The sequence below is a fragment of the Mucilaginibacter dorajii genome, from assembly GCF_024808255.1.
GTDB classification, from domain to species: Bacteria; Bacteroidota; Bacteroidia; order Sphingobacteriales; family Sphingobacteriaceae; genus Mucilaginibacter; species Mucilaginibacter dorajii.
The window spans coordinates 59,362-72,474 of the sequence record NZ_JANTYS010000022.1; the positions used below are offsets into that span (position 1 = coordinate 59,362).

The following is a 13,113-nucleotide window of genomic DNA, read 5'->3' on the forward strand; positions in this document are numbered from 1 at the left end:
CCTGTTATTGTCATACATCCAAACAAAACAATAACACAATGAAAAAGTTCATTTTAGCCGCAGCTATAGCTTTAGGCTTTTTATCAATAAAACCTGCAAGCGCACAAATTAGTTTAAGCATTAATATTGGCAGCCAGCCAGAATGGGGACCAACCGGTTATGACCGTGCCGATTATTATTACATGCCCGATATTGATTCATACTACGATGTAAACGCGCATCAGTATGTATACTTCAACAATAATATCTGGGTACATTCAACAGCTTTACCTCCGCGTTATGCCAACTACGATGTTTACCATGGTTACAAAGTTGTAGTAAACGAACGTACTCCATGGGTACATAATACTGTTTACCGTACCAAGTACGCCAACTACAAAGGCCGCAGGGATCAAACCGTTATTCGCGATAGCCGCGATGTTAAATACAGTAACCATTGGAAGGGCAATAACGGAAACGGGCACGGCACAAGAGTAACTAACCGTAAGGTAGTTGTTCATAAGGACGTACGTAATAATAACCGCAAAGACGACCGTCATGACGACCACGGTCACAAAAATTAATTTTGATTGTTAATTTTTATACAAAAGGGGCTTCCTATAATGGGGAGCCCCTTTTTTGTGTTTTGCAGTAGGGTACTATTTAAAACAAGCTACAGTTTATCCGGAAAATCTTACCTATTGGCGGCCGTCTTTCCTACGTGTTCCACCGGAACGCTGGAACACGTGGAACGCTTTGGAACGCATTGGCATTGACAATCAGCAAGTTAAGCATTTTAAAACACGAGAACAGTGGAACACTTTTCTCCCTCACTTTCAATCACTTAAGCCCAGATAATAGTTTTTACCCTAAAAAATCGAATAAAAACATGGAACAATTCTGGTTACATCGGCCTGAAAAAGTTTACACTTTTATTGATTAATCCTGTGGTTAGTTTACACTTTTCTAAAGCTGTATCAACCTGGAAAAAAGTTTACACTTGTCAGTTTTTTTGTTCCAGTCCAGGCTGACAAACAACCTCAATGGCCGCTAACTGACACCTTGTTAAAAGCAATTATATATTAGTTTCTTAAAAAATCCAGGTAACTTTTAAGTAAGTTATCAAACCATGTAATTAAATTTTAAACTTTTTGCACTAAACATTGTCATACATCCAAACAATGCGCAACCTGTAAATTATTTTAACAATAACGCGCATTTTAAAACATACTACAAAATGAAAAAGATAATCTTATCAGCAGCCATACTATTAAGCTGCTTAGCCGTAAAAAACGCCAATGCCCAGGTAAGCTTTAGCTTAGGGGTTAACATTGGCAGTCAGCCAGCGTGGGGTCCGGTGGGTTACGAAACCGCCAACTATTACTACATGCCAGATATTGACACTTATTACGATGTGCCTACCCATCAGTATGTATATTTTGATAACAATGTTTGGGTGCACCGTGCTTATTTGCCGGTACGATATCGTAATTACGATTTATACCACGGTTATAAAGTGGTGATAAATGATCGTAACCCATGGGTTAGGCATGATGTTTACAGAACACAATATGCAAGCTACAGGGGCCGTCATGACCAGGTGATCATTCGCGATAGCCGCGATGCCAGGTATGCCAACTATTGGAGAGGCGGCCGCGGTAACAGGGCGGTAGCATATAATCGTGGCGGTCACTTTGACAATGGTAACCACGGCGGTCGCGGGCCACAATATCATGGCAATGGCGGCGGACACTGGGGCGGTGACCATGGAAATCGTGGTGGCGGAGATCATGGAAACCACGGTGGTGGTGACCATGGCAATCACGGTGGCGGAGATCATGGCGGTGGTCACGGCAGGCACTAATCAAAATCATTTTAAATAAAATATAGGCTTCCCTTAAACCGGAGGCCTTTTTTTTTTGAGCTGATAATAAACAAATCAGACCAAATGTTATTTTTCACCCAAAGATCGCCAAACCGCTAAGAACTTAAAATTTTCAATTGCGCCTTAGCGATCCTTGGGTGAAAAGTCCATTACGCAACAGCTTTTGAATCCCCCTTTTCAAAAGCGATTTCCCTTTAATAGTACACCCCCTTATTAAAACAGCCCGCTTTTTATTTATGTTTGTGTGTTAGCAGGTACTACACGGATGTATACATTATCAGAAGAAAATTATTTAAAGGCAATTTACCGGATCGCGCAGCAAAAGGACGTTAAAATAACGCCCACTGCCATAGCCGAAACCCTGGGTAACAACCCGGCTTCGGTGGTTGATATGATTCGTAAGCTTACCGAAAAGCAGCTGATAGCATACGATAAAAAACAAGGCGTAAAACTTACCACCCAAGGCTTAAAGGATGCCGTGCTGATAGTACGCAGACACCGTCTTTGGGAGGTTTTTTTGTTAGAGAAGCTGGGCTACCATTGGGACGAGATCCACGATATTGCCGAAGAGCTTGAACACATCAGCGACGCCACCCTGGCCGACAGGCTGGATAAATTCCTCGGCTTCCCTGATTATGACCCCCATGGCGACCCAATCCCGAAGGCAAACGGTAAAGTACCCAAATCATTTTCGGTAGCACTCACCCACTTAAAAGCCGGCGCAACCTGCAGGGTAGCGGCCGTTAGGGACACCACCAATACTTTTTTGCAGTACCTCATTAAACTCGATATTGGCATAGGCACCCGCATACAAGTGATAGAAAAAATCCCTTTTGATAATTCATTGGTGATCAGCATCAACGGTAAAGAACACACCACCGTATCGCAAAGGTTTGGGGAGAATATATTGATAGACTGACAAGCATGCCATTGTGAGTTGTAAAATTTTGCGAAATTCTGAAGGTGGAATGACATTAAAAAAAAAGGCTGTCATCCTGAGTAAGTTTTATTTGCGCACAAATAATAGCATTGCAAATGACACTAAAAATAGCTCTAGTAATCAGCAAGTTACAAATGTGTCAATGGCAGTCCGTCGAAGGATAGTGGGCAAAGGCCTCTACGCGCGACCCTTCGACAGGCTCAGGGCGACAGGCCCACCCACCTAAAAACACAACTTGTCATGGGTAGAAACGAAGCAATCGCGAACTATGCAGGTTCGCCCTGTAGAGCATGAGATTGCTTCGTACCTTATAATGACGTCCATGTAAGTTATTGATTATCAAATATGTTTTTTTTGTAGAGACGCAATATTTTGCGTCTCTAGCTATACAGAGCGGATTTGCGTGGTGCATTTGCACGCGGGAGACGCAAAATGTTGCGTCTCTACACAAGCGCGTTAACGATGTCATCACTGTTTTTTTCAGGTTACCCTGATGGATACTCGCAATGACATGGCTTATTTAAGGGCAAATATCAGGTAAACGAAAAGTGTAAGCCAGCTCAATCATTTGTTCCTGAACTTTTAAAAAGTCCTTATTCCTTGCTCCGAAAATCCTTGCTCCAAAACAATTGTCTTCCAATTGTTAAATAATGTGAAAACTAAACATTTACAGTAATTGTAAAAACGTTTTCATCTTAATTTCATAGAAGCCCGCTACTTTAGTCTTTATAGCGTGATGATGTTGCGTTTTTTATAAATGCCACGTCATTACATACAACATCTAAGCCGTTAATTTTTAACTATATTATAATTGATATTTTATGCTGGCTGTAAAAACTTTAAGTAATAATTTAACCACCTATAGGCGTAATGTACATGCAATGGGTGATAAATTTGAGATTAGTGTAGTTGGTAATGATCCTTTACTGGCCAATGAACAAATTGAAATTGCCATTGATGAAATTAACCGGGTTGAAAAACTACTCTCAGCTTTTGGCGACGACAGCAATATTAAACAGATTAACCGCAATGCAGGCATCGCACCGGTAAAAGCAAACGGCGAGATCTTCAGGTTAATCAGCAGGGCTTTACAGATCTCAGAACTTACCCACGGCGCTTTTGATATCACCTACTTTACCGGTAACGTGGCAGGAAATGATAATTCGTTAGTTGAAAATGCAACTGTTAAAACTGCTCCTTACACTGTAATGCAAACCAACTACCAAAATGTAGTGCTCGACGCTGTTAAGCAAACCATTTTTTTAAAAGAAAAAGGAATGCGCATTGGCTTTGGTGCCAATAGCAAGGGTTACGCTGCCGATAGGGCAAAATTTATATTGCAAATGAACGGTGTTAGCAGTGGCGTTATTAACTCTGGTGGCGATTTGCTTACCTGGGGCACGCAGCCCAACTTTAAACCGTGGACAGTTGCTGCTGCCGATCCGGAACAAAGGAAGCAACCATTTGCACAGCTTAATATTAGCGATATGGCATTTGCAACCGCTATAAATGCCGAAAGATACGCCAGTATTGGCAACAAAAAATTCCAAAGTGCTGCCAGCAGCAAAAAAGGCTTCCCGGTAAGCGAAATAAAAAGCGTAAGCATCATGAGCCCAACAGCCGAATTGGCCGATGCCATGGCATCGCCTATCATGAACATTGGTGTTAATGCTGGTATGTATTTGATTAACCAGTTAAACCAGATAGCTTGTGTGGTAATTGATGATCAAAACCGGGTGTATACTTCAAAAGGTATCAGCATCTGATCATATTATTGTAAATAAAATAAACCAATCATCATAATCCCGGTAAACGTATACATAGCCTGTTTGTCCCTGCTTTTAACCTTTGCAGTAGCAAACAGGCTATAATTGTTATCAACAGTACCCCTCCCATTGGGTATTACTGTTTATATTGACCGATATTTGAATATAATTTTAAGTTTTTCTTCTTCCCAATGATAAAGTGGTTTGCGTATATTGTCCTGTTATTGATATTTGCGCCATGTTTATCATCTGCCGGCATTACAAACAGCCCACCAAGCCCTGTTTATAGTTATCACTTGATAATGATGCCAAATCATGATATATTGGCAGATACCACCACCAAAAGCAAAAAGGAGCAGGAAGAAAAAAATAAGATTAAAGAGGTAGCTAAGGCAAGGCGGCAGGCAAAACCCGAAAAGGTGATTGAAACCGGTACCCCGGTACAGGTTAAGCCCAAACCCAAAAGACAGCGACGCCCTGAAGGGCTGGAGCGTCCGCCGGAAATACCACGAAGAAATGGCGATTAAACAGGTTAACAAACAATTTACCGATTTTTGATGAAGTACCTTTGCTTACTTTTTTTTGTTGCCGGCAGTAATGCCTTATACGCTGCAGGTATCAACCCAACCGGTTTTACCGGGAGAGATTATCATGTTATTGCCGATACCGATACCATCATCAGGAAACAATCTGTTTCGGTAGGGGTAAATTACGGCAGTGATGCGCTTTTTTTCGGTCGTACAAGCCCCATTAAATACCCTTTTGTTACCGGCGATATCATTTATAACAGCAAACCCGGCTTTTTTGCCTACGGCTCTGTATTGAAAGTTTTGGGATATACCCCGGTAGATGAGGTGGACGTGGGCGGCGGCTACTTTTATAAGCTATCAAAAAAGTTTTCGGGTACGGCCAGTTACACAAGGTTTATATTTAACAAGGATGCCAACGTAATCAAATCGGCATCGTCAAATGATATCAACCTCAAAAACTCTTACGACTGGCATTTTTTTAAAACCAGCGTAATTGCCGATTATCTTTTTGGTAAATCAAACGATATTTTTGTTACCGTTACCAACTCCAAATACATTGAAACCAGCTGGAGCATTTTTGACGACCAGGATTATCTTTCATTTAATCCATCGTTTAACTTTATAACCGGCACTCAAAACTTTGTACAGCGCTATTCTGTTGACCATCAATATAAACAGGAGGTTGATAATATATACATAAAAGACGATGCAAATTCGGCACGATACAACCGCGTGTTCAGAATGCTCAACTATAGCTTTAAAGTACCTATAGCCTACAACAGGCCGCATTATACACTGGAAGCTTCGTGGCGTTATTCGATACCGGTTAACGTTGAGGGGGTACTTGAAAATCACAGGGAATCGTTCTTTAACTTCACATTTTACTACTTGTTTTATTAGCCCCGGCGTATGAATGTATTGATCATCGAAGACGAAAAGGCGCTGGCACAGGAACTGGAAATATTTCTGACTAATTATAACTATGTATGCGAGGTTTGTTACGATGGCACTTCGGCATCTGAAAAGATAGCTACCAATTTGTACGATTTTATTTTGATAGATCTTGGCCTGCCTGATTACGATGGGCTTGACCTGCTCAAAGAACTTAAAAAGCTTGGTTCAGACGCGGCCTGTATCATATTAACAGCCCGCGCTGAAATTGACGACCGCATTAAAGGCCTTGATCTGGGTGCCGATGACTACCTGCCCAAACCGTTTTCGTTACTGGAATTGCAAAGCCGGATGCAGGCTATCATCCGCAGAAAGTTCGGGGTTAAAAATAATATTATGGACCTTGATGGTTTTTTAATTGATTTAACCAACCGCACCATTTCATACGGCAGCAGCGTGGTTAACGCCATCACCAAAAAAGAGTTTGATTTAATAGCCTACCTCATCCTGCATAAAAACCGCACCTTAACCCGTATGCAGCTAAGCGAACATATCTGGGGCAGCGTGGTTAATAATGATTACGATTCCAATTATATCGACGCCCATATTAAAAATATCAGGAAAAAACTCAATGTTTTTGCATCGCCCGATTGGCTGGAAACCGTACGCGGATTGGGCTATAAAATAAAGATCAACGCTTAGGTATTGAAACTAAGAACAAAACTTACCCTTTTTAACGCCATATCAAAACTGGTGATTGTGATACTGTTTGTATTGCTGGTACCCGTATTGATCAAAAACATCAGCAGCAATTATGTTGATAACAAGCTTATCAAACAAAAAAACAAGCTGCTTCAAATTGTTAAAAGCCAGGGTATTGAAACCTATATTGTAAACGGTGAAGCCTATGGCAGCTACCTGCCACTTAAAGACGAGTACATTAGCTTAGATGAGGTAGATGCCAATTACTTTTTAGATACCATTCAACGTGGCAAACGCTTGTTTAGCGAGGGCGATACACTCGAATACCGGATACTGAGCCATACTTTTAAAGTAAAAAATAAAAACTACCTGCTTGAAATAGGCAAAAGTGTTGATACGCTTGATGAAACCAGCGTACCGCTGCAAAACATAGCTTTTGAGGTGCTGCTGGGTATGATTCTGCTCACCATCGTGGCCGACCAGGTGTACTCCAACTACGTGCTTAAGCCGTTGCGGATCATTATAAAAACCAAGCTGGTAGGTCAAAAATTTCCAAATTTTCAATCGTACCGGAAGGTGCGCACTACAACATCAGATTTTGAACACCTTGACCTGAGCATCCACAGAATGGTAGAAACCATTGCCGATAAATTCCATAAAGAGCGCGAGTTTATCTCCAACGCATCGCACGAGCTGATGACACCGATATCCATCCTTCAATCAAAAATTGAAAATATGTTTGAGGAAGAGGATGTTAACGACGACTTAAAGGTGCGCCTGCTGGAAATGCAAAAAATCCTTAACCGTTTAAAAAGCATTACCAAAACTCTTTTGCTTATTTCGCAGATAGAAAACGAGCAGTTTTTAAAAGAGGATAAGGTAAGCGTTAACGAACTGTTGCAGGATGTTTATGACGAGATCTCCATCCGTTTGCAGGATAAAAATATCAGTTACGAAATGATTGTCCCTGACAACTGGTACATGGTTAACATCAACAAATTCCTGCTGTTCAACCTGTTTTTTAACCTCATCAACAACGCCATCAAATATAACCGGGAGGGTGGCAGCATCAGGATCACCGCCGTGGCGGTACATGATAAATTTGTGATCAGCATAACCGATACTGGTATTGGTATTGATGCCGAAGCGCTACCTGTTATATTTAACCGGTTTAAAAAATTCCGCCAGTCGTTACAGCAGGATAGTTTTGGATTGGGACTGCCCATTGTAAAATCAATAGCCGGCTTTCACGATATTGAAATTGACGTATCCTCAGAAAAAGGTGTGGGCAGCACGTTTAAGCTTATCTTGCCAGCGGTGCTGATAGTGGTGAATTGAGTAAACGAGTTTTTAAATCTGGCGACGCTGAAAGGGGAAATGACAAAGCGACGAGAGACTTACGAAGTTTTAAAAACTTCGTAAGTCTGGGTCTACAACTTGTTATGGTTAGGTGCAAAACAAGCCCCAATTAGCAGGTGCCCTTGCAAAGCCGCCGTGTATAGTTGGGGATTGCTTCATCGCACCTCCTACCCATGACGTTTTATAAAAAACGTTTGTCATCCTGAACGTAGTGAAGGATCTTCTTCATTATAAAAGTCGGCGATGAACAGGGCGAAGAAGATCCTTCGTTCCTCAGAATGACAAATCTTTTACGTCATTTCCACCTTCACAGTCCGCGGATTTTACTCCTCGCAATGACGATCTAATAATATCCTCCCCCATCCTTTTGTATCTTGAATTTTACAATCTGTACTAAAAACAAGTCAACACTTCTTGTTCGCGCTAATCAAGCGCGGCGTATCAAATGCCCAATTTCTTAAATGTTAAAAAAATAAAGCATTAGTAGGTGTTTACCCTCGTCGCGCTGCAATATCTCCTTTGGCATTAGCTTTGTAATTGATAGTGTATATACACGTATACTATTATGAAATCGTTAAAAATTAAGATCGCTACTTTCAGCTTAGCATTGGCAACCGTTGGTATTTTAGGTGCCGGCTGTAACTCACTTACCAAAACACAAAAGGGCGCTGCTATTGGCGCAGGTGCAGGTGGTACTGTAGGTGCTTTTATTGGCAAAGCTGCGGGTAACACTGCTTTAGGTGCTATTATTGGTGGCGCTGTTGGTGGTACTGCCGGTGCTTTTATTGGCCGTAACATGGATAGGCAGGCCGCCGAAATTAAACAAACTGTTCCTGGTGCTACTGTAACCCGCGAAGGTGAAGGTATCCTGGTTAAGTTTGACTCGGGAATTTTATTTGATACCGATAAATCGGCATTGAAACCAGAAGCACAGTCCAACCTGCAAAAATTAGCCGTATCGCTTCAAAACAACCCTGAAACAAACATTACCATCATTGGCCATACCGATAATACCGGTACCGACGCCCACAACATGGATCTATCTGTACAACGTGCCGAATCGGTAAAATCATTTATAGCTGCAGATAACGTAGCTGCATCACGCCTGCAAACAATTGGTAAAGGCGAAAGCGAACCAATTGCAGATAACACCACAGCTGCAGGTCGTGCTCAAAACCGCAGGGTTGAGATCACCATTGTAGCTAATTCAAACATGAAAAACCAGGCTAAGCAAGCCGGTCAATAATATAAATTGTTAATATAAAAGATCAAGTTAATTAGAAAAACCTGCCCGCGAGGGGCGGGTTTTCTTGTTTTATATGCGCCCTGTTCGCATATATACAAATTTGTATGTGGGCGAACCAACCGCCATCCATCCCCGATGCACATTCCACTATGTGCACACATCTTTTTAAGCAAAAGAAAATGTCATTTCGATAAAGCGAAGGTAGGATTTGAGCGGGGTGCGAAAGAGAAATCTTCTGCGCTTGCCATGGCCGAATGTCCGCTTTTAGAAGATTTCTCCTCACCTCCGGCACACAATCCCCCCAGGTTCGTTCGAAATGACAAACGTTTTGCTTGGTGATAAGATTTCAAAGGAGGTATACATACTATAGGATGTCTATTAATACTTTTCTCCCAAAAAACTATTTGTAATCAACAAGTTAATCACCTATTTTTGTTTTATGCTAAAAAGATCAGGAGCGATATTATTGACCATGCTGTACGTAGTTACAGTAATGGGCTTTGCTCTTAATCTGCATTATTGCGGTAACCAGATTGCCTCGGTAAAAATTAATGCCCCGGCTGTTAACTGTGGCATGGATAAGGTTGCCGGCAAAATGAAATGCTGCAAGGATAGCCAGTTGCAGGTAAAAGTAAAAGACGTGCACCAGGGTGAGGCGGCCTCGGTTTTAGCCAAATTGTTTGGCTTCGAAATGCCCAACCTCTCGTTTGGCGGCTATTTCTTTTCTTCCCAGGAGTCGGTGTTTGAAAGGTTTTTCAATAAAGCCCCTCCCGACCGGCCCACACAAAGCATTGCTACTTTCATCAAAAACTGCATTTTCAGGATCTGATAAATTAATTGAACATTTAACACCCGGTAATTTTACCACCAGTTTATTTTTCGACAATTAATTTAAAAAAGCACACATGAAAACGCTTAAAATATTTCTCCTTATATTTTCGTTTACTGCTACTGTAGCACAAGCCCAATTTACCAAAGCCGAATTACAGGTTAGCGGCCTCACCTGCGCCCTTTGCGCCAAATCAACAGAAAAAGCATTACGCACACTTCCTTTTGTAGGCGATATTAAAACCGACCTCATCCGCAACACCTATCTCATCACTTTTAAAAATGATGTACCTGTAAACTTCGAGCAGATCAGCAAAAAAGTGCAGGGTTCTGGCTTTTCTGTAAACAGCCTGAAGGCTACTTACAACTTTGATAATACCAAGGTTGATAATAACGTTTTCAGCTATGGCGGCGATACCTATAAACTGCTTAGTCCGGCAGATAAAACAACCACAGGTAATGTAAATTTTATTGTTGTCGACCAGGGCTTCGCGCCTAAATCGGTATCAAAAAAATACCTGGGCCAGGTTGCCGATACCGCGCCCGCATCGGGCCGCATTTATCATTTAGCTATATAGATCACCCATAAAGCAATTTTTATGAAGATCTTATTTCTGGCTATCTGCCTAACGGCGCTGGCATACCCCACCTTTGCGCAGGAATTATATGTAAACACCGAACCGGCCAGCAACATGGCTACCGGCTCTTTAGGCCTACGTGTTGAAAACCAAGGTTTCTTTAAGCCATCGTACAAAAACCGCAGTACATTTGAAGCCATGTATGGCGTAAGCCGGCACCTGATGATTCATGGCTCATTGTACACCTCAGACTATTACAGCAACAGCCAGCATTTTGAAGGGGGCAGTGTATATGCCAAGTATCGTTTTTTATCTATCGATACCGTACAGAAACATTTCAGGGGGGCGGTGTTTGCCAAATTAGCCAGCATTAATAACCCGCTACCTAACCAGGAGATCACTTTAGAGGGCGATAACAGCGGCCTGCAAAGCGGCGTGATATTTACCCAGCTTTTACACAAGCTGGCCTTGTCCGGCTCGGCAAGTTACCTGCGGGCGTTTGATAACCGCGGGGGCTATAACCTGCCCGCATGGCAAGCCAGGAACGCGGCTGCTTATACCCTATCTGCCGGCTACCTGGTACTCCCCAAAAACTACCGCGATTACAAACAGGTGAACATGAACCTGTATGTTGAGCTGTTGGGCAAAACCAATCCCAGCCATGGGCAAAGCTACCTGGATGTTGCGCCAGCGGTACAATTCATTTTTAACAGTGTTTGCCGGTTAGATTTTTCGTACCGAACACCGCTGTATAACGATATGGAGCGCAATTCGAAAAACATGTACCTGGTTAGGTTAGAGTACAATTTTTTTAATTTGTAAGAGCAAGTAAAAAGCAAGGGTACGAGCGAATCCCCTCTTGAGCTACCGTGTACCCACATCTTGTTAAGCCTACTTTCCAAATAAAAACGGTTGTCATTTCGAACGAACCGGTAGGATATTGTGCGCCGGAGGTGAGGAGAAATCTTGTAAAAGCGGACATCCGGCTATGCAAATCGCCTAAGATTTCTCCTCGCACCCCGCTTTTTTCCCTCGCTCGCTCGTTCGAAATGACATTTTTCTTTAATAAAAAGATGTGAGCACACGGGAGTTCTCAAGAGGGGATTGAAAAAATGAGCACGAATTTTACTGCTTAATCAAAAAGCGCGGCCATTTTCACAGCCGCGCTTTTTATTTTCATTCGCACAAAGTATCTAAACCCTGATATAAACATTTTTCTTATCCAACAACCATCCCACGCTCCAACAGATGAGCATATAGCTGATGGCAAACAACAAAGAGCCTATGGCACCTGGCGCTATTACCTGGTAAAAGTTGTCATTTATCCAGCCGTATAAGCTGCCGCCTTTTACGGTTACCATGTAAAAGAAAATCACCAGTGTTTCTGATAGTACATAAACCGGTAAAGGGTTTTTACCCAGAATGGTAAAAAAGCGGGTCCAGTTGCCTTTGTTCCAATCATTGATCTCTAAAGCGTAGATGAGAAAGGATAGGATCACCAGGTCCAGGCCGGTGGTTAGCAGCGTAAACGGACTGCTCCACAATTTTTTACCTATCGGGAATACCATGTTCCAGCACAGGGCTAAAAAGATAAACAGGCAGCCCATTAGCAGCATTTTGGAGATCACATCGTAGCCTTTCCCCTTTTGCTGAATGAATTTACCGGCGTAATACCCCACAACTACGTTTACAATAGCCGGCAGTGTGCTTAGGATGCCTTCGGGATCAAAGGCTATTTTTTCGCCGTGATACAGGTGATTATCGCCCAAAACAAACTTATCCAGGAAAATACCGGCATTACCGGTCATACTGAACGGATTGGTAGGATCGCCAAATACCAGCAACAATATCCAGTAGCCAAACAGCAATATAACAGACAAAATGATAACTGATTGTTTTGACAAAAAATGGATCATGAGCGATGCGAAGCAATAGCACAAAGCGATGCGCTGCAAAACCCCCATAATACGTGTATGGCTTATAGGCGACCACGCGAAATGCCCGTTATCGAAATTAAAGAACGGAAACCAATACATAAGGTAGCCTATCAAAAAGATAAGCAATGTGCGTTTAAAGATTTTGGTTAGTACGGCCGCGTTACCCATCTCTACATAACGTTTCATAGAAAAACTCATGGCATTACCCACCGCGAATAAAAACGAAGGGAACACCAGGTCGGTTGGGGTAAAACCAAACCAGGCCGCGTGTTCAAGCGGCGCAAAAGGAGCGGCTCCGCTGCCAGGGGTATTTACAATGATCATAAAACATATGGTCATGCCCCTGAATACATCCAGCGATAAAAATCGGGTTGATGATTTATTCATAATTTGGTTTAAAATAATTTACCGGTTTACAGTAAGGGGAGTAATTATAAGCAATTTGATAAAATATGCCGGGATATGCAAGCCC

General features: G+C 42.2%; 13 protein-coding genes. 12 read left to right on the forward strand and 1 reads right to left on the reverse strand.

Features of this window, described 5'->3' with window-relative positions:
• The first annotated feature begins 38 nt into the window (after positions 1–38).
• The 12 genes from FHS10_RS23270 (at position 39) to FHS10_RS23325 (ending at position 11,526) form a co-directional block, all read left to right on the forward strand.
• A complete protein-coding gene (locus tag FHS10_RS23270; protein WP_259095724.1) occupies positions 39–563 on the forward strand; it encodes a hypothetical protein in 525 nt (174 codons plus the stop codon).
• Positions 564–1,216: 653 nt separating this feature from the next.
• Positions 1,217–1,843, forward strand: a complete 627-nt coding sequence (locus tag FHS10_RS23275) for a hypothetical protein (RefSeq protein ID WP_259095726.1) — start codon at positions 1,217–1,219, stop codon at positions 1,841–1,843.
• Between the two features lie 286 nt (positions 1,844–2,129).
• Positions 2,130–2,783 (forward strand): metal-dependent transcriptional regulator, encoded by a 654-nt coding sequence (locus FHS10_RS23280; protein ID WP_259095728.1) that lies wholly within the window; start codon positions 2,130–2,132, stop codon positions 2,781–2,783.
• Between the two features lie 842 nt (positions 2,784–3,625).
• Positions 3,626–4,570 (forward strand): FAD:protein FMN transferase, encoded by a 945-nt coding sequence (locus FHS10_RS23285; protein WP_259095730.1) that lies wholly within the window; start codon positions 3,626–3,628, stop codon positions 4,568–4,570.
• A 302-nt stretch (positions 4,571–4,872) separates the two neighbouring features.
• Positions 4,873–5,097 carry a hypothetical protein gene (locus FHS10_RS23290; RefSeq protein ID WP_259095732.1) on the forward strand — a complete coding sequence of 75 codons (225 nt, stop codon included), beginning with the start codon at positions 4,873–4,875 and terminating at the stop codon, positions 5,095–5,097.
• A gap of 30 nt (positions 5,098–5,127) precedes the next feature.
• Positions 5,128–6,000: a hypothetical protein gene (locus tag FHS10_RS23295; protein WP_259095734.1), complete on the forward strand. Its 873-nt coding sequence runs from the start codon at positions 5,128–5,130 to the stop codon at positions 5,998–6,000.
• Positions 6,001–6,009: 9 nt separating this feature from the next.
• Complete coding sequence (locus FHS10_RS23300; RefSeq protein ID WP_259095735.1) at positions 6,010–6,693, forward strand: response regulator transcription factor; 684 nt, start codon at positions 6,010–6,012, stop codon at positions 6,691–6,693.
• A gap of 3 nt (positions 6,694–6,696) precedes the next feature.
• Positions 6,697–8,031 (forward strand): sensor histidine kinase, encoded by a 1,335-nt coding sequence (locus tag FHS10_RS23305; protein ID WP_259095737.1) that lies wholly within the window; start codon positions 6,697–6,699, stop codon positions 8,029–8,031.
• Positions 8,032–8,617: 586 nt separating this feature from the next.
• Positions 8,618–9,298, forward strand: a complete 681-nt coding sequence (locus tag FHS10_RS23310) for a YiaD family glycine zipper/OmpA-like lipoprotein (RefSeq protein WP_259095739.1) — start codon at positions 8,618–8,620, stop codon at positions 9,296–9,298.
• A 439-nt stretch (positions 9,299–9,737) separates the two neighbouring features.
• Entirely contained in the window at positions 9,738–10,127 is a 390-nt protein-coding gene (locus FHS10_RS23315; protein ID WP_259095741.1) for an HYC_CC_PP family protein, read from the forward strand.
• 76 nt (positions 10,128–10,203) lie between these two features.
• A complete protein-coding gene (locus tag FHS10_RS23320) occupies positions 10,204–10,704 on the forward strand; it encodes a heavy-metal-associated domain-containing protein (protein WP_259095742.1) in 501 nt (166 codons plus the stop codon).
• 21 nt (positions 10,705–10,725) lie between these two features.
• Entirely contained in the window at positions 10,726–11,526 is an 801-nt protein-coding gene (locus FHS10_RS23325) for a hypothetical protein (protein WP_259095743.1), read from the forward strand.
• A 371-nt stretch (positions 11,527–11,897) separates the two neighbouring features.
• On the opposite strand, the gene FHS10_RS23330 is transcribed toward FHS10_RS23325, so the two are convergent.
• Entirely contained in the window at positions 11,898–13,028 is a 1,131-nt protein-coding gene (locus tag FHS10_RS23330) for an acyltransferase family protein (protein ID WP_259095745.1), read from the reverse strand.
• Positions 13,029–13,113: the final 85 nt, after the last annotated feature.